General features: G+C 57.1%; 21 protein-coding genes. All 21 read right to left on the reverse strand.

The window, feature by feature from the left end:
- Window positions 1–206: 206 nt before the first annotated feature.
- The 21 genes from GBB18_RS10015 to GBB18_RS10115 all read right to left on the reverse strand — a co-directional run bounded on the left by GBB18_RS10015 (window position 207) and on the right by GBB18_RS10115 (window position 20,606).
- Window positions 207–653, reverse strand: a complete 447-nt coding sequence (locus tag GBB18_RS10015; RefSeq protein ID WP_151550192.1) for a DUF4913 domain-containing protein — start codon at window positions 651–653, stop codon at window positions 207–209.
- Entirely contained in the window at window positions 650–2,395 is a 1,746-nt protein-coding gene (locus tag GBB18_RS10020; protein WP_225979285.1) for a type IV secretory system conjugative DNA transfer family protein, read from the reverse strand. The genes GBB18_RS10015 and GBB18_RS10020 overlap by 4 nt, the downstream gene beginning before the upstream one ends.
- Entirely contained in the window at window positions 2,396–3,067 is a 672-nt protein-coding gene (locus GBB18_RS10025) for a hypothetical protein (RefSeq protein ID WP_151550191.1), read from the reverse strand.
- Between the two features lie 721 nt (window positions 3,068–3,788).
- Window positions 3,789–4,796 (reverse strand): permease, encoded by a 1,008-nt coding sequence (locus GBB18_RS10030; protein ID WP_151550189.1) that lies wholly within the window; start codon window positions 4,794–4,796, stop codon window positions 3,789–3,791.
- Entirely contained in the window at window positions 4,793–5,341 is a 549-nt protein-coding gene (locus GBB18_RS10035) for a hypothetical protein (protein ID WP_151550188.1), read from the reverse strand. The genes GBB18_RS10030 and GBB18_RS10035 overlap by 4 nt, the downstream gene beginning before the upstream one ends.
- An 18-nt stretch (window positions 5,342–5,359) precedes the next feature.
- Complete coding sequence (locus GBB18_RS10040) at window positions 5,360–6,994, reverse strand: peptidoglycan DD-metalloendopeptidase family protein (RefSeq protein WP_151550187.1); 1,635 nt, start codon at window positions 6,992–6,994, stop codon at window positions 5,360–5,362.
- Entirely contained in the window at window positions 6,994–7,266 is a 273-nt protein-coding gene (locus tag GBB18_RS10890) for a transposase (RefSeq protein WP_151550186.1), read from the reverse strand. The genes GBB18_RS10040 and GBB18_RS10890 overlap by 1 nt, the downstream gene beginning before the upstream one ends.
- Entirely contained in the window at window positions 7,263–8,966 is a 1,704-nt protein-coding gene (locus tag GBB18_RS10050) for an ATP/GTP-binding protein (RefSeq protein WP_225979283.1), read from the reverse strand. Before GBB18_RS10050 ends, GBB18_RS10890 begins: the two co-directional genes overlap by 4 nt.
- Window positions 8,967–9,833 (reverse strand): hypothetical protein, encoded by an 867-nt coding sequence (locus GBB18_RS10055; RefSeq protein WP_151550185.1) that lies wholly within the window; start codon window positions 9,831–9,833, stop codon window positions 8,967–8,969.
- A 29-nt stretch (window positions 9,834–9,862) separates the two neighbouring features.
- Window positions 9,863–11,335 carry an SCO6880 family protein gene (locus GBB18_RS10060; protein WP_151550184.1) on the reverse strand — a complete coding sequence of 491 codons (1,473 nt, stop codon included), beginning with the start codon at window positions 11,333–11,335 and terminating at the stop codon, window positions 9,863–9,865.
- Between the two features lie 3 nt (window positions 11,336–11,338).
- Window positions 11,339–13,015, reverse strand: a complete 1,677-nt coding sequence (locus GBB18_RS10065) for a hypothetical protein (protein ID WP_151641577.1) — start codon at window positions 13,013–13,015, stop codon at window positions 11,339–11,341.
- The gene (locus GBB18_RS10070; RefSeq protein WP_151641578.1) at window positions 13,003–13,779 is read right to left on the reverse strand and encodes a hypothetical protein; all 777 of its coding nucleotides are present in this window, start codon (window positions 13,777–13,779) and stop codon (window positions 13,003–13,005) included. The genes GBB18_RS10065 and GBB18_RS10070 overlap by 13 nt, the downstream gene beginning before the upstream one ends.
- The gene (locus GBB18_RS10075) at window positions 13,772–14,395 is read right to left on the reverse strand and encodes a hypothetical protein (RefSeq protein ID WP_151550181.1); all 624 of its coding nucleotides are present in this window, start codon (window positions 14,393–14,395) and stop codon (window positions 13,772–13,774) included. Before GBB18_RS10075 ends, GBB18_RS10070 begins: the two co-directional genes overlap by 8 nt.
- A gap of 87 nt (window positions 14,396–14,482) precedes the next feature.
- Entirely contained in the window at window positions 14,483–14,668 is a 186-nt protein-coding gene (locus GBB18_RS10080; RefSeq protein WP_225979280.1) for a hypothetical protein, read from the reverse strand.
- Window positions 14,669–14,751: 83 nt separating this feature from the next.
- Window positions 14,752–15,051 carry a TrbC/VirB2 family protein gene (locus GBB18_RS10085; protein ID WP_151550180.1) on the reverse strand — a complete coding sequence of 100 codons (300 nt, stop codon included), beginning with the start codon at window positions 15,049–15,051 and terminating at the stop codon, window positions 14,752–14,754.
- A 14-nt stretch (window positions 15,052–15,065) separates the two neighbouring features.
- Window positions 15,066–15,701, reverse strand: coding sequence for a DUF6668 family protein (locus tag GBB18_RS10090; RefSeq protein WP_151550179.1), 636 nt, complete (start codon window positions 15,699–15,701; stop codon window positions 15,066–15,068).
- A 7-nt stretch (window positions 15,702–15,708) separates the two neighbouring features.
- Complete coding sequence (locus tag GBB18_RS10095) at window positions 15,709–17,592, reverse strand: cutinase family protein (RefSeq protein WP_151550178.1); 1,884 nt, start codon at window positions 17,590–17,592, stop codon at window positions 15,709–15,711.
- A 37-nt stretch (window positions 17,593–17,629) separates the two neighbouring features.
- A complete protein-coding gene (locus GBB18_RS10100; protein WP_151550177.1) occupies window positions 17,630–18,034 on the reverse strand; it encodes a hypothetical protein in 405 nt (134 codons plus the stop codon).
- Window positions 18,035–18,411: 377 nt separating this feature from the next.
- Window positions 18,412–19,470, reverse strand: a complete 1,059-nt coding sequence (locus tag GBB18_RS10105; protein WP_151550176.1) for a hypothetical protein — start codon at window positions 19,468–19,470, stop codon at window positions 18,412–18,414.
- Window positions 19,471–19,689: 219 nt separating this feature from the next.
- On the reverse strand, window positions 19,690–20,142 hold the full coding sequence (locus tag GBB18_RS10895) for a WhiB family transcriptional regulator (protein WP_151550175.1): 453 nt from the start codon (window positions 20,140–20,142) through the stop codon (window positions 19,690–19,692).
- A 20-nt stretch (window positions 20,143–20,162) separates the two neighbouring features.
- Entirely contained in the window at window positions 20,163–20,606 is a 444-nt protein-coding gene (locus GBB18_RS10115; protein WP_151550487.1) for a hypothetical protein, read from the reverse strand.
- Window positions 20,607–20,858 lie beyond the last annotated feature (252 nt).

Genomic DNA, 20,858 nt, shown 5'->3' on the forward strand with positions numbered 1-20,858 from the left:
GCCGGTACTCAGCTGCAAAGCGATCACGGTCCCGTCTATCCCATCGAAGTCCTGACTCCTGCTGGCGACGTACAGTCTCGTGTACAAGTTCACGCGTACTCAGTCGTTGTAGCTGCCTCGGGCCGGGCCGGACAACTCTTGTGGCCGTGCGGGCCTTCAGCGCCCTTAGTTCATGCAACATTTTGACTATACGGCCATCAGCTCGACTAACCGAGGTGTGCATCGTCTATCTCTCCTACATAGGGTGAGGCACACTCCAGTGGGTGCGCCGGAAAATCCTGCCGCTTAGTGTCTGCGAAAACGCCCTGCTCAGCCATGAGTTGATTCATGTGGTAGTCGGCGTGAACGCGAAGGAATGTCTCTAAATAGGTTGCTGGTTCATCACGGCGAAGCTGCTCGAAGCGCTGCCACAGCGCCTCTAGTCGGATCACCGCATGCTCATAGCTCCACCATTTCGAATTCCAATTCACCTCACGCTGCCGATGCGCTACCGCGGGGTAAATGTGAGATAGAAAATCCGATACGAAAGTGTAGACATCAGGGAAAAGTGGCTCTACTACCTCATCGTCAGAGACAGCATCAATCTGTGACCCAGGGACTGGCTCAACGTCGGCATCGAATTCCGCATCAGGATCGAAGTCCGTATCATTCACTTTTTGACCTCCTTTTTCTTACTGGGAAGTAACTCTTTAATGCGTCGTGGCCACGACCGTTCCCAGAAAGGAACAAGCTGCGCGATGACAGGGCGACGTTTGGAGGAAAAGACCACCGCGCGCCACTGCGGCAGTGCTGCTAGTTCCGCTTTGGTGAGAATCTTTCTCTCCTGGTAGGAGGTAGAGGTGCTGCGCCCATCTGAGGAGCGGCTTACAGAGGTGGTGCGCATAGTGGCTTCTCCGATGAGGTCTTCCATCTTGCGCAGCATCACGTCATCTTTGACAGCGCCACCATAGAGCAGGATGCTAGCGGCCGACCACAGGGCCTCCATACCTTGTTCTCCCCACACGCTCACACCTTGGGAGTAGCTCTGAAGAATCGTCATCAAGATAATCGAGCGTGAGCCGTAGTGTGAGTAGAGGTTTGGTAGTTCAGGCCACTTCACGACATTCGCTGCCTCATCGAGGGCTGCAATCAACGGCACCGGCAACCGTCCGCCGTTTTCTTCTCCGTAGCGCTCAGCTGCCTGCATGATAGCCGCCACGAGCGCTGTCGTTAGTGCCGCTGCGTTATCGGCACCGTCTTTAGACAACACGTACATCGTGGGGTGGGGTGCACGAACAAATTCTTCAGCTGAGAACTTCTGCGCTCCGATTGTCGGTGTGACCCATTGTGCTACAGCACGCCTTCCCAGCGGAGCAGCCATCGTTTTGGCCTGGCCATACACGCCCCCTTTAGTCACTTCCGGTAGGGCGGAGGTAGCGTGCAACGAATCGTTTTGCGCTACCCACTCAGGATGTTCGGACAGTATCTGGCGAGGAGTGGGATCATCAGGATCGGTCACCCACCGGTACACATCGGTGATCGGCCTGTCGTCGAGTGCGGCTGCCAGCAGTAGCGATGCAAGAAGCTCGCGGCCTGCATTCACCCAGTAGGCGTTTTCACCGCCGCTGGAATCACCAAGCGCTGCACAGCGGAAGATATCAGCTAGAGCCTCGGCACTTGCGTCCATCATCTCGGGATCACGACGGATTGAATCCAGAGGGTCAAAGAACCATTTTTCCTGTTCAAACCCGCGTGCTATCTTCTGGGGATCAAACACCCACGCCTGTCCACGATCAGATGTGAGAGCGATGGTGTCATCTACGATGTCACGCTTATTCGACGTGGTTACCACCGCACCAGGGGCATCAACAATCGCTGGAATTACCTGGGAGGTAGTCTTACCCATACGCGGGCCGAATACGATCAAAAACAGGTCTTCCCATGAGCCCCAAAACTCTTGCTTCGGCTTGCCTGGAACGTGGCCGAACATCAGCCCCGGTTGCGTGATTGCTTTCTCGTCATCGAACCAGCCACGTGCGTGTTTCTGGACGTGAGCTTTGCTCAAAGTTGAGCGCTCCTCCGATCCTCCTAGATATCGTTGAGCGTCATCGATCTGGACTCTTTTTCTTCCTGTTCCCTTTACCTTCCCTCGCACTAGCCATGCCAGCCCGCCAGCAGCGCTAACAAGCATCAAGAAAACCAGTCCCGTCGCAGCCGTGAGCTTCGCTTCACCGCGGATAATGAGGACCAATGCCGTGATCGGATTCCAGCTCGTCCTCCCAACGTCTGTGACCGTGGAGACGAGCTGTAGAGCCACAACTCCGCACATCGCCACGATCAAAAGGCCCAGTAAGAACAGCGTCGACGGTTGGGGTCCGACGGTGCTGCCTGAATGCCGCACGTTCTTGCCAGACACTTAGTCCTCCTCGACCTCGACAAGGCTCGTCAAATCGTAGTCCTGCCAACGGCTGAACCCGGGAGTTTCAGACATGATGATGGCACGCTCATCATCATCGACCACGATATCGACAGCGACTCCAAACCGTGCACCAGACGTTTTCAGCGCTGCCACATCGAGATCTGGACAAGTCGTGACAATCTCAGCTCGGCCGAGCTCGTGGCCTGCAGCTTCGAGTGCTTTTCCAACTAACCACACGGCTTTACCTGCCACGGATTGCTCCGCGCTGACGAGATCTCCTGGCACTCGCACTCGGTCAGAATCAAAGAATGAGCCGTACCACACAGCATCGTGATCATCACTGACTACGGCAAAACTTGCAGACGAGGAGTCCTCTGCCTCACTAGCTGCAACCCACAGTCGAACACAAGGAGCATCATCGCCGAGAGCTGCCAGAGTTTCTGCCTTCTCTGCGTCTCGTGCAGCGAACGCCGCAGCCCTCAACTCCTCATAGAACACGCCAATTTTGGCAAGTGAGTGCTTGAACTTTGGAAAGTCATTCGCATTCATCCAACCCTGACTAGAGGCAAAACTCTTCAACTCGTCATGGTCTTTCGCAGCCTTTAATTCTGCCTTATTCTCAGCGATGATGGAATCAATCTCGGCCCATCGCTGCTTATCGTTACTCATGATCACTTCTCCTTCAATGGGGTGTGGTACCCGGTATTGAGTACTCCAGCGAAGGAGTACCCAGCGTCTTCAATTTCGTGAGCCTCTACTAGTCCTACGCGAGGCACATAGTCCCGTTCTTTCCGTCCTGTCCCAGGCATAAGTTGAACGACTGCTTCAATCCATGTCCCCTCCTCAACATGAGACAACTGCCCCGTAGGGTCGTTGACCTCAATGAAATATGCCCGCGCATCAGCCGCACAGCAGGTAATTGTGACCCTTCCGAGGCGCAGGCTGTTCTCTTCACGGTCGATAGTCCCCTTCACTACGACGCGATGCCCCTGAATGCGCTGGTCAGCAGGAGTTGCCGAGCGGGCTACGACTTCGTTGAGAGGTAGTTCCGGCGTAGTGTTTTCCAGCGGCGGCCAAGAGGACGGAGCACCGGACGCTACGGCAGCACTACGATTAGCAATCGTCACCTGCTGGGGCGATACCGCCGATGGAGTGATCACAGCGATCACCGCCACCATCACAGCCAGCGCCCAAGGAGTCATCCGAGGACTCTCCACAGCCTCGCTACTCGAAGAGAGGGTGATTACAGCCAACACGAGGAATGCCAAGCCGACAAGGCCGACTAGCCATCCAGGCATAGCAACCCAGTTCCGGTAAACCCCTTGTAGTGCCACCCTCACTAGACCTAGTCCGAGAGCGAAGAGCAATACCGCAGTGCTCCAGTACCGCATCAGATCCACCCCATTAGGACGGACACTGCAGTACTAGTCAATATCGCTGAGATGATGCCCGCTGTCGCCACAACCTTCGTCGTCAGCGGGCCCATCATGCCCTCCATCATTGCGGCCAGCTTCAAATCAATGATCGGTCCAACCACGAGGAATACCAGCAAACTCACTGGGCTCAGGCCGACAAACGACGCGGCCACGAACGCATCCCCTAAAGAGCACAACGATGCGATGACCGCTATGACAATCATCAGGGCCATAGAAACCCACAAATTGCTGCTAATCGCCGCAAGAGCCTCAGCCGGGAGGAACGCTGACACCCCTGCCGCGATACCAGCACCCACGATGATGTAGGTGGTGGACGCGATCACGTCTGACTTTGCCGTGTCCAGCCACCTATGCGATGAGCAACAACCACAACCGTGAGATTCTGTCTCCTCGATTCGGTTCTGTATCTCATCGATAATCTGAGAGTTGTAGACAGAAACCACTAGCCCTACAAAGACAACTGCAAAGAGTGCGGCCAACCAGCGCGCTATCGCCATTTCCATCTGTCCAAAAGCGATGAACGTAGAGACCACGATCAACGGATTTAGCGAAGGCGCAGCAACCATGAATGTCAGGGCAGATCCTGGACGAACCCCTGAGGCAACCATTCGCCGAGCCACAGCCACCGAAGAGCACTCACAGGTGGGTACAAATACTCCCGCGAAAGCCCCTACTAGCACGCCTCCTAAACGCGATCTCGGGATTACTTTCGCCCATCGCGATGGATTCATCCACCGCGTGATGCTCGCAGAGACGAGCGCCCCCGCTATAACCAGCGGCAGCGCCTGAACACACATCGCCGCGAACGTGGTCATCGCCACGTGTAGTTGGGGTGAATGATCGAACACAATTTTCGATCCCGGTGCCACAACCTCTGGAGCTAGTACCGCAACTCCAATGGCGAGCAGTACCGCCGCAGAGGCTGATGGGGCAACACGCCCTTTAACGTATGTGGCCATCATTGCCTCGTACGAACGTACTCAAGATCCGCCAGCTTCCATATCCCAGCCTCACGTACCATCGTCGCCTCCACATCAGCTTTCGACAGAGGAGTCTTATCCCCGTCTGCATGCCAGACGAAGATTTCAAGTTCGAGCGGTACTACCGCTTCTGTCGCGTCTTCAGCGGGAGGCTGATAGTCGCTGTCAGCTTGGGCTACAGCATGGACTCGATCGTTGCTCCGAGCCCACACGTCCCATTGATCAGGCAGCGGAGCCGGTTGATCGGATTCAGCCAGCTTTTTGTACTTGCCAGACACCCTGTCAGCGACACGCTTAGTCGCATCCGCTGGTGAATCATCAACCGCAGGTTCATACGAATTCACAGCAGCCACAGTGCTCGCTGCCGCTACCGCCACATCTTGGGTAATCGGATCCGCCGCATCTACATCTGGATCCGAGGCATCGACGTTCCCGCGCGTACCAATCATTACTCCCAGCATGAGTACCGCTACCGCTACGACAGCGGCCACACACCACAACCAGTACCGGCCAATAAAGTCCTTCATCGTTAACATCTCCTTGCACTATTTTTTCGCGAATTTTTCCGCGTGTTCTGGGATCACTTTGACGTACTGCTGCGTTTCTGCAAACGGCGGTACGCCGCCGTAGGTAAGCACATTGCCCCCACCGGCGTTATAGGTTGCGAGAATCAGCTCAGTGTCATCGCCACTGACCTTGCCTTCTGCCTTCCATTGCTTCACCTGCTTAGCCGAGCCACACAGGTAGCGGCCTGCGGCCATTACGGCATCAGCGATATCGTTTGGACTACCTGAACCAGGTGGACCAACAACTTGGCCGGTCTCATCAACCTTTGCACCGCTACTCGCCCACGTGCCCGGCATGAACTGCGCAGGGCCAGTAGCTCCAGCAGAGCTCACAGCAGTGGTGGAAAACTGCGACTCCTGATAGATCAGTCCCGCTACCAGCGGTGCGGATATTTCCTCACAGAGACCACCCGCCAGTTCAATCCACTTCACAAACTCCGCTGGAATCTCACCAGCATCAAGACCTGCATCCACACCAACAATCGGGTCGCACCCATCACCCAAGGTTCCAGAAGGATCTCCAGGCACAGCCGACCCACCCTCTGGAGCTGGGCCGTACTTCTGTCCAGGTTGCGGGAACCCGTGGCCTACCGTCGTCACGTGAATGTGGTCATAGTGATTCGCTGTTGAAGAGCCTCGATCCTCCATCACATTCGACTCACCCTGAGCTGGGATATAGGTCTGACGCCAAATGAAATACTCCACCTGGAAGTAGTCACGATTACCCCAGAGGTAGGCGAGAATGTCATCACCTAGTTGCTTGCCTTCAGCGGTATCCCAGTTCGGGATCATAATGTCCGCAGCACGACCCGACGGATGGTCGGGATATGGATCATAGGGGCGCCAACCGCCAATCGTTTGGATCTGGGGAAAGCGCTGAGCTACAGCTCTAGCAACGCGAATAGTATCGATCTGTAGGTGTTCCTTTGCCAGCAGAACATCTGTATCCGGCATCTCTCCACCGGGGCTACTGTTGGACGGACGCGACGTCTCTTGCTCATCGCTAGTATCGGACTTCGATTCAGAGCTACTATCGCCAGATCCTGGCTCCACTGCCTTTTCTAGCCACGGCACCGGATCGATATCCTGACCGGCATCACGCCCGCCGTCCCATACCTCAAAGTGCACGTGAGAGCCCCCAGGCCCAGGCGGGAAAACCTCACCGTTATATCCCTCGTCAGCGATGTGGTACCCAGCTTTGACTTCCTGCCCCGCCTTGACACGGATACTATCCGGAAACATATGGCCATACACCGTCGAATACAGCTTCCCATCAATCTGGTGATCGATCACAACCCACTGGCCAAACCCACCAGCAGCTCCTGCCTTAGAAACCACTCCATCGGCGAAGGCATAAATCGGGGTGCCAGCACCCTGTGCAATATCGACGCCCCTGTGAGTAGGACGATCTGCTGTCCTCCACCCCGAAGTAATGTGCTCCATCCCCTGTTTCTCCGGCAGAGCATAGGCTCCCTCAGGAACAAGACCCGACTCCGATGCCGCGTCACTACTACCCGGTAGGCATCTCTGCTCATCATCACCGCCGTGCAACACAGTCACGAACAAAACAATGAACAAAACCAAGGCGAGAATCCCTGCGAGCAGATTACGCATCACTCCACCCGCTCGCAGCAAGCACGAAGACGCCTAATCTCCTCACGCAGCTGCGCATTCTCAGCTTCCAGCTTCAGTACCCGTGCCGCTCTTGTAACTGGCCATTGTCCCGCATCCGCAACCCAGGAATACACCGTCGTCTTCGACACACCATGAGTCTTGCCTATCGACGCAGCTGCAGCAGATGGCGATCCATAGCTTTTCCAAGTGGTGACGAACTCGTCCACGACCTGAGTCCGCACCGTCGGAGGAAACGACCACCCTTTGCTCATGCCAGATCACCCGCTTGGAAGAAGTCCTCGAAACGAACATTGGTGTCATGCAGGCGTAGTTCTCTCTCTGCTGGAAACAGAATTGTCTGCACAGGGATCCCCGGAGAACCATCTTTGGACGGTTTAATCATGAATCGCCCACGCCCCGGCGGGGTCGCTCGTGAACCCTTCGTACGCGAACGCTTCGGGGGTGCGCCCTTAGACCACGACGTAATCATCTGCGCCTCGGCAGGAGAAAACTCCAAACGCGTAGAGAGAATATCCAGCTCAGAGTTCGGAAGCCCTCCACAAATGACCATCCCAGCACGTTCAATGAAGCCCATTGCGGTCTTACGGTCCTCCTCGGTCGGCAAAGCTTCGAGATCCTTGAAGGTGTGAGTAATCATGTTCAGTACCGTGGCATCCGTGCGGTTCAAGCGAGTCAGCCCATCGACCTGCCCCACCATCCCGGGCGCCGATGAGAGCACCTGCCACATCTCATCCAAGGTGGCAGAGAAGTACTTCTGAACTCCTAGACCCGCGTCTGCGAGCATGTGGGAGGCCTCGATCGCACCGAATGCCGCGGACCAGCACGCCATCATCACCGCCGCTTTCATAGCCGCGTCTCCCCGATCAATGGCGGAGACATCGATACATACTGCCGCCGAGTCCACATCGATCGGATTCGTCGTTTGGCCTGAGAAAATCTGGCCTGTTGCGCCATCGAGAAGAGAATTCAAAGACAAGATGAGCGAGTCAATCCTCTTATCCCACTCTTCACGGGTGCGAGCACGCCCCTTCTTCATCAACGTCTCTGATCCCGCTTCAAGATGCGCAATCAAGTCTTTCAACTCCGGTGGATTAGCCCAATCAATCTCTGCTTTCTGATAGATCTCGCGCAGCGCTACCGATATCAACATCGATTCGAAGTCCGCGATCTTCTCTCCACGCCCTAATCCCACAAGGGTGGCAACCATCGTCACTTGTCGACCGTGAACCTGCTCTTTGGCTCGATCAATTAGTTCTTCTTGGCCACGTTGTTCCAGATCAGCCCTAGCCTCCTCCAGCTTGGGAATCACACGCCCCAAAGCCCCCACATCTAGCGGGTTAAGATGCCCCAAGCCGTGACCAATCGTGATGACCTGGCCACCAACCTGATGGACGAAACCGACGTACTCGCCCTTAATATCGCCAGCAATGATCGGTATATGGCCTTGGGCTACATCTCCCATCAACATCTTGCGAATCAGCGTCGACTTCCCAAGCCCCGGCAAAGACAAAACAAAGCAGCTCGGGTTAGCAATAATCCCCTCGCGGAACCAGCCCAAGGGATCACAAGCCACCTCCGCTTGAGTGGTGACGTGTCTACCCAGTGGAGTGCCAATCACCGGCGCAGGCGCCCCCACCACGTTCGGGTTAAACCCAGCCCCCAAATTCGTAGTCGTTTGCCACTCCTGCGGACCAGACACCACTCGAGCAGCACCGCCGCCCACACCGCTAAACCCCGTCGACCGCGGAGAAGCATAGGCCTCTTCAAATCGGACCGGAACAGCACCCCTTGATGCTTTGCGTACCTTTTCAAGCTGCTGCTGCTGCCTGCGCTGCTTTTTCATCCAGCGACGATACTCAATACCACGCTTGGACCACCCAGGGGGAGCACTCATATCTCCCTTCACAACAGACTCGTGAAAGTGCTGCCAGTCAATGTCACTCATCGTCATCTACGACGCCACCTTCATCTCCGATAGATGCTGCCAGCCCAGCACCCCGCCACCACACATCGTCGCGACAGCCAGCCCGTGCCGCCCTGTAAGAGCGTGGACCCGCAGCTGCACACGAGGATCAAGTGTCTGTACCACCACCCCAGCAAGCTCTTTCACAGCAGCTGGTTCATCAGCCCCAGCAATCGTCCACACCCCTGTTCTTCGGCCATCTCCCGAATCATCAGCACTTGGCCTGAAATGCCGCGCCAGCATTACCCGAGGACCCACCTCGATCGCGCAGGTCGCCTCTACTACCTGCTCCTCCACACCTGCAATATCAAGATCCAGCCCCAAACCGACGTGAGTAATACCATCAATCGTCGCGAACTGAGCATCCTCTTCTACCTCCTCCGCCACTGGGGGCCATTGAGGATCGTGGCTTGGCGACCACGACTGCGCACCAAGCTCTTCGACACAGCGACCATCCATTGGTACGGCATCCATTCCAGCATCTGCAGCCGCGTTGAAAAGCTGCGTCGATCGCCGAGCGAGCTCAGTCACGAACTCCTCATCGTCTTTTCGCTGAGTCTTTGAACGAGCACGAAAAGTCGCCCACATTCTCCCCGCTTGCCGTACCGACCCGCCCCCGACAACGAATGTTGTTGCCACCAACCCATCGATGTCACCGAGCCGATGCTCAACCTCAGCGATGAGCTCACTAGGCACCATGTGCTGGTCGATAACCAGCCCCATTGATGCTTGCGCCATGCGCCTATCAATTACAGCTGCGAACGGAAACCCTGCCGCATCGATACTCTCTACGATGCGTGTGTTCCTCAAAGCCGCTGGGCTTTTCGACGCTACTGCTGTCTTCTTCTTAAACATGTTCCTACACTCCGCCCTGTATCCGTCGTCTATGCCGATGCCATTTGCGAGGTTGTTTCCTTGCCCCACGGAACTTGTCCCGCTCCACACGAAACTGCGAAACCGGTGTCCTGCTGCCGGTCCATTGATGCAAGACGAATCGATGCGCCAGCTCCAAGCTGCTCAACGTCGTGCCTAATCCGGGCGAGCACGTGCTCATCCTTCGTTGTCGCGGTGACAAACAGTGAGTAGCGGCCAAGCTGCGCACCGCGAGCCTGCGCTCGCCGTGCCGCTTCAGTGTGCTCAAGACGCATCTCGGCCTTCGCCGATGTGATCTTCTTTGACGAGTTCGCCGCCACCATCGCGTCACGGTGCTCCTGCTCCACTCTCGACGCTCCAGCCCCCGCCTCAAAAGGCCGATAGACCAAGCACACACGTTTACGTTCGACACGGGGATGCGGAGCAATCAACCCAGTCAACAATTGATCCTCGAAAGTCGACCGAGGAGCTTCCCTCATCTCCCACGTCACCGAATGCCAGCCGTCATGCAAATAGGCATTCCTAGAGGTGAACGCTGCAGCGGGCCCCGCATCATCCCACTCCATGCCATGCGGTTCGCCAGCGACACGCAAAGACTCGAAAGGATATTCAGAATCAGGATTGTAAAATCCGTGAATCCGTGACACTAGCGTGTCCTCATCCATCGGTTCAGCAATAACTCCAGCCCAGCCGAGCGAGGTGTACCAGCCCGGCAACCGCGTCGACAGCTGAGAGATGAACGAGCCATCCGCTACGACCTCACTATCAAACTTCACCGTGATAGCGATATGAGCCTCTACCTCAGGAACCTGGACACCAAGGTATTCCGCTGCTTCAGCCATAACTCTTCGAGCAATAGGGGCAGCCGAATCCACGACGATTGAGTTGACCTCTTTCTCCACGAGTTGGCCCGATCCGGGTCGAGTACTCACCACCACGGCAGCCGAGACAATATCTCCCGACAAGCTCAACATCGCCAACCAACGCGACCACTCCGCTGTCATCGCATTACGCTCGGTTTGAGTCATCGCAGTCTGTCCGGTCAACTGACAATCAAGAAACACCGTCGCTTCACGGCGGGGACGATCCAGCACAGCCACAAACTCACGGCCATCGGCATCAACACCATGCATGCTTTCAGTACGAGCTAAAAGCCCAGGTAGTCGATACCTTCCCCCAGGAACGCGCGACAAACCACCCGCGAAATACGATGCCTCCTTGCGCCGCTTACGCCTAGCATCCGCAACCAGGATCTGTGACATCTCCGCCACAGTGCGCGAGGACCAACGCACCGATATCAATACAGCCACAACGCCAGTCACCGGCAACACAACAGTGAAGCCGATTTTGCCGAGCCCCATCAGCTGCAGCAGAAGAAAACCCAGAAAACCCGTGGCGACCACAATCGTCGCCTTCAACGAAAAGCCACCAAGACCCGTGCGCTGGGGTGGCTGCCCCAAGGAATACTGAATTGGCTCATCCATAACCTAGTGCCTCACTCCCTGATAACCGCCGACCCCCACCGAGTCGTCCAACACCCTCTGCGCATGAGAAGCCCCGGCCGTGGACGACCGTGCCACAGACGCAGCACCACGAAGCCCCTGGCCAGCCCCTGAAAGACCCGCAGCACCAACTCGCTCTGCAACCGAAATACCACGCCCAACGCCTCGCCCAGCTCCCGTAGCCGCCTGCCTTGACACACCCAATGCGCCAGCCATGCCAGACGATCGAGGTTGCTGAGTAGGACGGCCCCCACCGCCTCGAGCACCAGCGGAAACAGCACCACCGCCTGTAGCCCCAGACGCCCCTGCAGGCACAGAAGCAGAGGAGCCACCAGCCGAAGCCCCCGAAGAGCCCGCAGGCACAGAAGCAGACGCACTCGTACCCCCACTACCGGCACCACGAGACGTCGACGCCACCGGAGCACCCCCCACAACCGACTGAGAAGCCCCTCCCCCAGCCGCAGCAGGTGCTGCCTTCGCAGCCGAACCCGCTAACATCGCAGCACCACCGCTAGCCATCATGGCCGTAGCCCCCAGTGCTCCCGACACACCAGCCCCAGCCGCAGACACCAACGGTGCAGCACCACCGCCACCCACCGACTGAGTCATCGGCGCGATAATGCGGACCAGAGCAGGAGCACAAAACCCAGCTAAAGCAATCATGAGCACGTTCACCGCGGCGGCGATGACATCGCCCTCCGACGGAGTGGCAGCATTCCACATCACCACCGCATACAACAAAGCAGCAATAGGCTTATAAACCACAGCAGCAATCATGTAGCTCATCAACGAGCTCAACATCCCACGCCCAGTCTCCGAGAAGCTGGCCGCCGCCGCCAGCGGCGTCAAACCCACAACAATCGGCAAAACAAGGGTGCGCACCACCAAAGCAATGATCTGCATGATCCCGCCCAAAAGCGAGACAATTGCCAACAGCATGATGATCACTGGCCCAGCCATAGACTCATCCAGCGAGGCCATATCCACGACCTGCCCCGGATCCTGCACACCGAAGCTATCCATAATCTCGTTCGCCAGAATGTCAGTAGCAATCAACGCGCCAGGCACTGCAGCGACCACACCAAAGCTGAACACGATGTACTTCACCACCACCCCAGCGGTTTCTTCCACACCATCCTGCAGACCCATACGACGCGATGCAGCGATACGGTAACCACCGATAACGAAGCTAGCGATCAACGCTAGACCCGCTAATCCCGCGACGATATTCTTCACACCCTGAATACTCGCGTCGATCGACCGTGTCTGCACCGTGGAAAAATCAAACCAGAACGTCATCACCATTTGCAGCGTCTGAGTATTGCCTTCCATCAAAGCCTTAACGAAATCCCCGATAGGATCACCCCAAAACTTCGAAGCGGCCGCCCCCGCAGCAGTAGCAGCAGCCGCACCAGGATGCTCAGACGAAGCCTTGTCCATACAAAACGCTTGTTTTACCGGTTTTGAAACATTCTCAGGAACCCCGCTTACGGCACGATTCAACCACCCTTTAGTGAAATCATGGTTCTCTAAACATTCTTCGTAAGCAGCCTCATAAGCGTTTTTGTCATCGAGATCCTGCCCGTACGCGGGCGATGCGAACAGACAGGACATCAACAGAACAAGCGCTATGACGATCCGTTTTTTCGCTAGTATCGCCATTTGTCCCAACCATCTATGTCACTGATTTGTTCACCAATATGTTCGAGCGAACTGGCTTGATACACCCAGTCACCATCGCGCCAGAGCATCGTGAAACGGTGGATATCCCACCTAGGCTCTTCGAGTTTTCCGTGCTCGTCACCAGCCATCTTGTGGGCCATCTCCACTACAGCGAAGTTATCCTTGCAGCTGAGTACCCGTACCGCTTCTGGTACCAAGGCGTCAAAGAACAAATCCCACCCCTCTGTAGAGGTATCGCGCACTTCCTCACCAAGGCCTTCCCATTCCGAACCACCACTGAAGTCCACGTGCTCAGCTGCGGCGGCACCCAGCTCATAGTCACCGAACATCAGCATCCGGTAGTTCCATCCAGCCAGAGCCGCGCCTGTCACATTGTTGGCATAGCCCACTGGGATTCCGTTTTCGATACGCGCTGGACCATTACCGTTTGACCACATGGCCTGGCCACCGTAGGAGGTTTGAATCGTCACATCGGGCTGGATGGTGCAGCGGTCCTCGACTGGCTTCAACTCCCCCAGAGGCTGCCCAGTCTCGCCGTTAGTGATGACCTGTCGCCCCCAGATATCACTGGTGACTTCATCTTGCCGAGCAGCCTCAGTCTCACTGCTAGCCGTAGCAGTAGTTTCTTGCACCTGGTTACTGTCGTCCTTGCCGCCACGGGTGGTCGCCACCACGACTACGACAAGCACTACTACGAGCAGGGCAATACCCGAGACCACAGTGAACTGCGCTTTTTTACTCATCAGGAGAGAACCTCACAAAATCATCGAACTGCTCATCGGTGATTGCTTGTAGATCTGGTTCCTCCCCTTGAACGGGCAGAACAACACGCCAGTCCCCACTCGAACGGTCAAGTTGAACTGGATATCCCAAAAGGCCCTGCGAGGGATAGTCAGCGGCGAGAACCACCACGGCCTTTTCACCGGAAAACTCCGAGAAACGAAAACCCTTAAATACCGGCGGGTTATCCACCTGTCCGTCGATATCCATCAACGAGCGCGCCTGCACCCACTGATCACGCCCCTGACCGTCGGCAAGCATGTGCCTCGACACCTCTGGCCAAGTCTGTTCCCCTGCCGTAGCCATATAGGTCTGCGCATTAATCGCAGCCAGCACGGCCCCTTGAGGCGACTCATCCCATCCATGCGGCACTGGATCAACCTTCTCCGGACCCTGATCTGCCTCAGGGACCGCAATTCCTCTTGTAGCCTCGCTCGACCAGCGCGCCGACGCGGGGGCCACCTTCGTATCGAACTCCGAGGCAGCCACTCCCTCATCACTGCCTGCACACCCGCCGAGCAACAACGCCGTGGCAACTGCACACACAGCCCACTTCGCACCGGCTTTACCAATACCCATTTCCAATACTCCTATCTTTGTCATCGTTCAGTCTTAGGTTTTTATGTGTCCCAGCCCCCTACACAGCAGGGACTGGGACTTATGGGTCTACACAAACCACTTCGCGAGAGTGACCGCCGAGGTCATGACGAGCACTCCTAGAGCCAAGCGAAATGCACGAACACTCGGAGACGTCGCGCTCACTGGCTCACCGCGGTCACGGTCCATCGCCAGCATCGCGCCGAAAATGATCACCGCTGCCACAGAGCCAGCAAGCGTGACATACAGTGTCATCTCCAGCCAGCGCCATACCTCTTGCGTGATCTCTTGCGGAAGAGACCAAGGAGAAGACGGCGGCCGTGCCATGACGCGAGCACTCACAGAAACGCCGCAATGAGACCCGAGGCTCCACCGATCAAGGTCGCACCGATACCAATGCGCAGAGCCATTCCTGTTGCCTCCTCGCTCGTGCCCTCACGACGCGACAACGCCATCGATGCGCCCGCCACAATCACTCCGATGATCGCAACGCCGATTCCGATGTACTGCGCAAAATTCAAACCGCGATCGAATTTCGTTCCGAAATCCCCTGGAGCTTGAGGATTCAGATTCTCTCCCGGCATCTGAGCCAATACGACATTCGCCATGTCGTAAGCAGCTACTAAATGTTCAATCATGGTGACCACTTTCTCTAGCCCTGCTGGGCCATCTCGTACGCCTCCAACGCGGAGGCGAATAATTCTTCTGCCACCGTCACCACCGGCGGTGGCGGTGCTTGCGTCGCTGTCAACGACTTTTTCTTTCCCAGCTTGGTCCGAGAGCTCTCAGCAAGCTCCATACCAGGTCTCCACTCCGCAAGAGCCTCGGTCTCACTCAGCCGGAAATCCTCGATATACGGAACAGTCCACACACGAAAATGCTCCTCGATCACACGGATCTTGCGCTCCAGCTGCTTAGGCGTTTTACCGGGCGCATCCGCGACAACCACAATGCCGATAAGGAAAACATCACCAGCTTTGCCAGCCCGAGCTTGAAGAGCCGCCTGGTGTGCTCGCTCCAGTCCCTGCTGAGTCGATCGACACACCACAACGCAGTACGGGTTCTCTTCCCCAGCAGGCCACACTTTGCCTGCATCACCCATAGGAGCCATAGCGGCGGCAAGAGTAGATACCCCTGCCCCACCATGAGCGCCCACCAGCCACACCGCAGGAGCCGGTTCGCTACTTGCAACGTCATGCAAAGACTCCGCAGCGACCGGCAGCATTGCCCCGTCTCGCAAGTAGACCTTCCTGAAATCATCAGCTCCAGCGATAGCGACCGCTCCCATGCTCGTCCTAGCCTCCAATCATCGACAGCGCCGAATTCACAGCGCCGGAGTCAAACAACGTTGCAGCTTGAGCAGTAGCACCGCCAAGATCAGGCACCGTGCTACCAGACGCATCCCCGACAGCGGCACGCACCCAATCCGCCGCAAAATCCGTCGCCGAACGCCCGTCATTGGTTACCGGTGTCGTCTGGTAAGCCCCAGAACCGATCGACTTCCACGTCGCGGCCTGCGTCGCGATCTCGGCCACCTGGGCATCCCCCAAACCCGCAGCTTTGATCTCATCGAACACCCGCAAAGCAACACCAGTAGCAGTCACCGGAGTGATGATCTTCAACGACGCCGCCGCGAGCTTCGCCGCAACCACCGGCACAGCCGCAACCGGATCTGCTGCACCAGCAGCAGCAATCTGCGCGAGATTCGTCGGAGTAACTACCTCTTTCGCAAACGTGACACCCGCCGCAAGCGCCATACCACCAAGCTGGAGACCAGACTGCACCAGTCGTTGACCCATGTCACCAAGGTCATGCGAACGGTCCGTTTCATTAGCGATACGCGCAATCATCGTTTGATCCGTGCTCTCAGCACGAGCAATCTCAAAGCCGTTAGGACCAAAGCTCAAATCATCTGCCAAGCTCTCCACCCCGCCGAGAACCACAGCCGGGCCAAGAGTATCCGCCACCGCCATCAGAGAACGCTGAGGATCATTCAGATCGATATTCCCTGCCGAAGCCGCGATGATCTTACGCAGCGGAGAGCTCGCCGGAATCGCACAGGTGGAATCACCCTCCATACAAAACGACATGACACGATCGTTCAAAGCACCAAACCCAGAGGAAACCGGGCCAACGCTTCCGCCAGAGTTAGCAGCGTTAGTCAACGTCGCTACACCCGCCCCCTCGGGCGCGGTCAGCGATTCATTGACTTCGAGACCATCATCTAGCTTCGAAGTATTCTCTCCACTGGTCCCCGGAGCAGCAGCAGGAGACGCCCCGCCTCCAGCCACCAAAGGCTGATCCTCACCACGAGTTGGATCTGAGAAAAGAGCCACACCAGCTACTCGATCAGCCGGGAAACTCGAGGACCCCGAACCAATCTGCTTCGCAACCTCGTTTCCAACCTGCGCGCCCTCCGAGTACCCCATCAACACAACGCGTGTACTAGGACACTGCTGATGAATCTCACCGAGGACACTGTTCACGCGGTCAACAGCGACACTGACAGCCTCCGAGTATTCAGCCCGCTCTTCGCCGTTCACACCCGGGATATACCCACCCGAATCATCAAAATTCACATAGATACGCCCAACCTTCTGAGCACTGTCACCTGCATCTTGAGCAGAAGAAGGAGAAGAAGACACCGACGACTCCGCTGCTAACGTAGTCTGCCGAGAATTCTCGGCGGTTACTTCCTCCCCTTCCTCCGATGCCAAAGTCTCAGATTCAGATGCACTCTCACCCCATAGTGAATCACCAGCACGACTCAACGACGAGGAAGAGTCCTTCACTGCATCATCTGATCCATCCTGCCCAGAGGTCCACAAGCTGTCGCTATCAAGACCACTGCCAGTCGAGGAACCACTCTCCTCGGTAGGCTCAACCGAGTCATCAGAAAGAAAAGCCCCAAACCCAGCGGATTTATCCTTCACATCACCGTCGTTCGAAGCCATCACTTTCTCCGACACGCCGGAGAAGAATCCAGTATCCGTGTCCGCATCAGCAACAGAATCGAAACTTGAGTTGATTAGGACCATCTGAATTGCAGGACACTGCTCGCTCGCAGCAACATCATTCTTTGATACCGTCACATCCGGCTCCGCCGCCGCCAGCGGCGTCACAGCTGTGACCAAGGCAGTCGCAGATAAGCTCGCGACCAGCGTTGAAAAAGCTCTCATACTCTTTACGCCTTACTTAAATTCCAAGCCCCGCCCGCTAGGGCTGGGCATCTATTTTCTTGATCCGCCACTGCGAGGACCCTGGGACTTTCTCGCCAGCGACTCTCTGACGGAAGGTAGTGACCTCACCGTCCGGCGAAGTCACCTCCAAATCGATATCGACCACCCCATCAACCTCCGGCTGCATAACCACGCACCACGAAGTGTCATCAGGGGCAGCCTCGGGCAGAACTTCTTCCCACTCAGTAGCCGCAAGCCCAGAATTCGCAGACACGGTCGCCAAAAGCGCATCAACATCACGCTCGTAATAGGCAGTCTCGAAAGCAACGATCGTCTCCCGCAGTCCCTCACGAGACGCCTTAACAACCGTGCCCTCCTCACCTGAAGAGCACTGGCCCGCATACCCCACCTCATCGGCGGTATCTAAGCTAGGTTGCGTCATCGAAGTCGCAGTGGGCGGAAGCTCAGTGTCACCACCACGAGTAGTCAGCGCTATCACCGAACCCACCACGGCCGCAGTACCTAATGAGAGTCCACCGATTACTAGAGCTAACGTTCTCAACGACGCCCAACGACGATCATGATCCGAAGTTTCCGTTTTGCGTTTCTTAGGCTTACCAGCCCGCTTCTTATCCTTTTTCGGAGGCAGTGCCCGTGGGGATACCGGCTCACCATCATCGGTGACTGGCCTCAGCGGTGTCGTCGATTCCGCATCCTCAGCCTTAGACCCCTCAACGGGATCACGATCGTCATCATGATCTTCAACGGCAGAGCTTTTACGCTTCGATGCCTGTTCAAGCCAGTTATCCCCCATGCGCGCTACACCTGCGAGCCTTCAGACGCGGTATCCACATCAAAGGAAGCGTCCACACTGACCCCAGCAACGTCCGCCTGCCCCGAACCAGGTGCAGCCGCAACAGCAGCATCGAACGCCTGAGACCGCACCTGCTGATCAACACCAGCAGCCACGCTATTCAGTTCACGAACCTCCGCAGGGACCATCCCAGCGATGTGTCCAGTGATGCGGGCAACTTCCGAATCAAAAGCCGCCCGCGCCTGAACAACCGGTTCAAAATCACGGCCACTTACAGCCACGTCAAAACCTTTGCCACGAACGTGCAGCGACTCAGCAGGAACATCGACCACCACAGAGCTATCCCCTACCTCGGCAGAGGCCTTCCGCACATTCCAATTCGGGTCAACGCTCACTTCAGCACGCCCCTGACCGGCAGCAGCCGCAGCCGAAACCTTTCCAGTCAACCCCACAGGCTTCTCAACAGCCTCAACAGGAGCAGGGGCAGGGGCAGCAACCTCGATCTCAGCCACATCCCCCTCGTCAGCGACAGCGGGGGCCTCAGGGTCAGTTACAGTCTCCTCGGAAACCTCCGTCACCGGAGCTACCGGCGCCGAAGGCTCAACAGCCGGTTGCGTCTCCTGAGCAACCGGCGCCACCCCCTCAGTCAGCTCAGTATTTTCCACCGACGGTGCTGGCGCTGCAGTCTCCGTGCCGGGCTGTGCCACCGGCTCAACATTCTCAGCCGACGGCTCCGGCACCTCAGTTTCAGTACCAGGCTGAACAGCGTCACTGTCGGCCTCGGCCTCCGGGGCCTCGGTTTCAGTGCCGGGCTGTGCCACCGGCTCAACATTCCCAGCCGACGGCTCCGGCACCTCAGTTTCAGTACCAGGCTGAACAGCGTCACTGTCGGCCTCGGCCTCCGGGGCCTCGGTTTCAGTGCCGGGCTGTGCCACCGAAGTCTCCGTACCCGGCTGAACAACAGGCTCAGAAGCAGCATCTTCCGCCATCGCTAGCGGCGCCCCCACAAACAGCCCGATTGTGATACCCGCTACCACTCCACTGACACGCTTAGGCATTTTCATCTACAAATCTCCATTTCATGAAAGGATGGAGACGGTCCGTACCGGCTATCCAGCCCATACAGACCATCCCCTGATAAGGGCCCCGCCCTCAGCGATGGACTGCAACCCCTGCTGAGGGCGGGGTTTTCACCGTCAAATGACGACGCTGTTATTCAACGATCGATCTAAGAAACTATTAAGGCGACGCCCCCGATGGAGGGGACTCAACCGAACGATGTATCATTCAGCGTGGACCCGCTGCTCTTGCCCGACCGCGAAAGCAGCGGGTCCCTTCGTCCCAACTGCCTGTCGCACCAACCGCTTCAATTCAGGGCGCGCCACGGACATTCGTTCATGCAAAACACGTCGAGACTCATACGGACGCTTTGAAGCATCCTCATAGACCTCGCCACCCCAAACACCTGAAGTTTCTGGCAGCATGTCAGCAAACAACCCACACAAATCCCGCACGGGACACTTTTCGCATATGGCAACCGCCCTAGCTTGTCGTGCACGCGCTTGCTTCCTCGTCTCAGCGGCTGAGGCCGCATCCCACAGATACGGCGGATAATCCCCGCTAGCACACATCCCGACCGTCAACGCGAGATACACGGTACGTAGCAGCCGCACATCCGACCCCGGGCTATTTTGATACTTCATTTTTCTCACTTCCGACCTAGTGAAAACCAACATTCAGACAACACTGACCGCGCTCATCGCCCACCTCGTCGAGTCTTAGAACCGAGAACAATCCCATGCTCGGCAAGCAACTCACGACGGCGCTTAGCTGCCGCTAGCCGTTCTTCTGCGGAACGCTCGCTTTCCGCAGCCACCACCTCGCTTTCCTGCTCTCGCTCCGAGAGCAAAGCATCACGACGCTCTAGACGACGTTTGCGCAGCTCATCCCTACTAGGCGGGGCGGCATCAACCGGCACATCATCACGCAAACGAGCGATCACCAGCCCAGTCATGTTGCTCACCTGATCCGGCAGAGCCCGACCATCCAACACCTCCCGGATCCGACCCGGCTGCCACCCAGCCGCTAAACGCTCACCCAGATATCCCGCGATCTGGGAAATCTTGCTCGGCGGCAACTGCTCCGCCATACGGGACGGCAGACACTCAAAAACCACATCCCAATCCGCTTCATCGGCCACAGGCCGCGAAACAGACCCTAAAATGCGTCCAGGTGCGCCTTCAGCGGACGAACGCACACTTTCCGTACCCGAACCCTCAAGCGGGTAGCTCGACGCGCCAGACGGCGCCTCAGCGGGTCGGCCGTCGACGAGTGAAGCCCCGCCAGGGCCAGACGACACGCCAGACGGCGCCTCAGCGGGTCCACCCTCGGCAGGCGAAGCCTCGCCGGAAAACGACGAAGGATCAACCCCCTCAGGGGCGCCAGCCCCGCC

This window comes from Corynebacterium sp. 11A, assembly GCF_008930935.1.
Classification (GTDB): domain Bacteria; phylum Actinomycetota; class Actinomycetes; order Mycobacteriales; family Mycobacteriaceae; genus Corynebacterium; species Corynebacterium megadyptis.

What these genes read in the sequence shown, in the direction of transcription:
- GBB18_RS10055 (WP_151550185.1), bottom strand. Translation starts at nt 9,833, where the DNA reads ATGTTTAAGAAGAAGACAGCAGTAGCGTCGAAAAGCCCAGCGGCTTTG.
- GBB18_RS10035 (WP_151550188.1), bottom strand. Translation starts at nt 5,341, where the DNA reads ATGAAGGACTTTATTGGCCGGTACTGGTTGTGGTGTGTGGCCGCTGTC.
- GBB18_RS10040 (WP_151550187.1), bottom strand. Translation starts at nt 6,994, where the DNA reads ATGCGTAATCTGCTCGCAGGGATTCTCGCCTTGGTTTTGTTCATTGTT.
- GBB18_RS10030 (WP_151550189.1), bottom strand. Translation starts at nt 4,796, where the DNA reads ATGATGGCCACATACGTTAAAGGGCGTGTTGCCCCATCAGCCTCTGCG.
- GBB18_RS10060 (WP_151550184.1), bottom strand. Translation starts at nt 11,335, where the DNA reads ATGGATGAGCCAATTCAGTATTCCTTGGGGCAGCCACCCCAGCGCACG.
- GBB18_RS10065 (WP_151641577.1), bottom strand. Translation starts at nt 13,015, where the DNA reads ATGGCGATACTAGCGAAAAAACGGATCGTCATAGCGCTTGTTCTGTTG.
- GBB18_RS10100 (WP_151550177.1), bottom strand. Translation starts at nt 18,034, where the DNA reads ATGACGCAACCTAGCTTAGATACCGCCGATGAGGTGGGGTATGCGGGC.
- GBB18_RS10890 (WP_151550186.1), bottom strand. Translation starts at nt 7,266, where the DNA reads ATGAGCAAAGGGTGGTCGTTTCCTCCGACGGTGCGGACTCAGGTCGTG.
- GBB18_RS10085 (WP_151550180.1), bottom strand. Translation starts at nt 15,051, where the DNA reads ATGATTGAACATTTAGTAGCTGCTTACGACATGGCGAATGTCGTATTG.
- GBB18_RS10025 (WP_151550191.1), bottom strand. Translation starts at nt 3,067, where the DNA reads ATGAGTAACGATAAGCAGCGATGGGCCGAGATTGATTCCATCATCGCT.
- GBB18_RS10105 (WP_151550176.1), bottom strand. Translation starts at nt 19,470, where the DNA reads ATGAAAATGCCTAAGCGTGTCAGTGGAGTGGTAGCGGGTATCACAATC.
- GBB18_RS10075 (WP_151550181.1), bottom strand. Translation starts at nt 14,395, where the DNA reads ATGGGTATTGGTAAAGCCGGTGCGAAGTGGGCTGTGTGTGCAGTTGCC.
- GBB18_RS10050 (WP_225979283.1), bottom strand. Translation starts at nt 8,966, where the DNA reads ATGACGATGAGTGACATTGACTGGCAGCACTTTCACGAGTCTGTTGTG.
- GBB18_RS10080 (WP_225979280.1), bottom strand. Translation starts at nt 14,668, where the DNA reads ATGACACTGTATGTCACGCTTGCTGGCTCTGTGGCAGCGGTGATCATT.
- GBB18_RS10070 (WP_151641578.1), bottom strand. Translation starts at nt 13,779, where the DNA reads ATGAGTAAAAAAGCGCAGTTCACTGTGGTCTCGGGTATTGCCCTGCTC.
- GBB18_RS10090 (WP_151550179.1), bottom strand. Translation starts at nt 15,701, where the DNA reads ATGGGAGCGGTCGCTATCGCTGGAGCTGATGATTTCAGGAAGGTCTAC.
- GBB18_RS10095 (WP_151550178.1), bottom strand. Translation starts at nt 17,592, where the DNA reads ATGAGAGCTTTTTCAACGCTGGTCGCGAGCTTATCTGCGACTGCCTTG.
- GBB18_RS10895 (WP_151550175.1), bottom strand. Translation starts at nt 20,142, where the DNA reads ATGTTGGTTTTCACTAGGTCGGAAGTGAGAAAAATGAAGTATCAAAAT.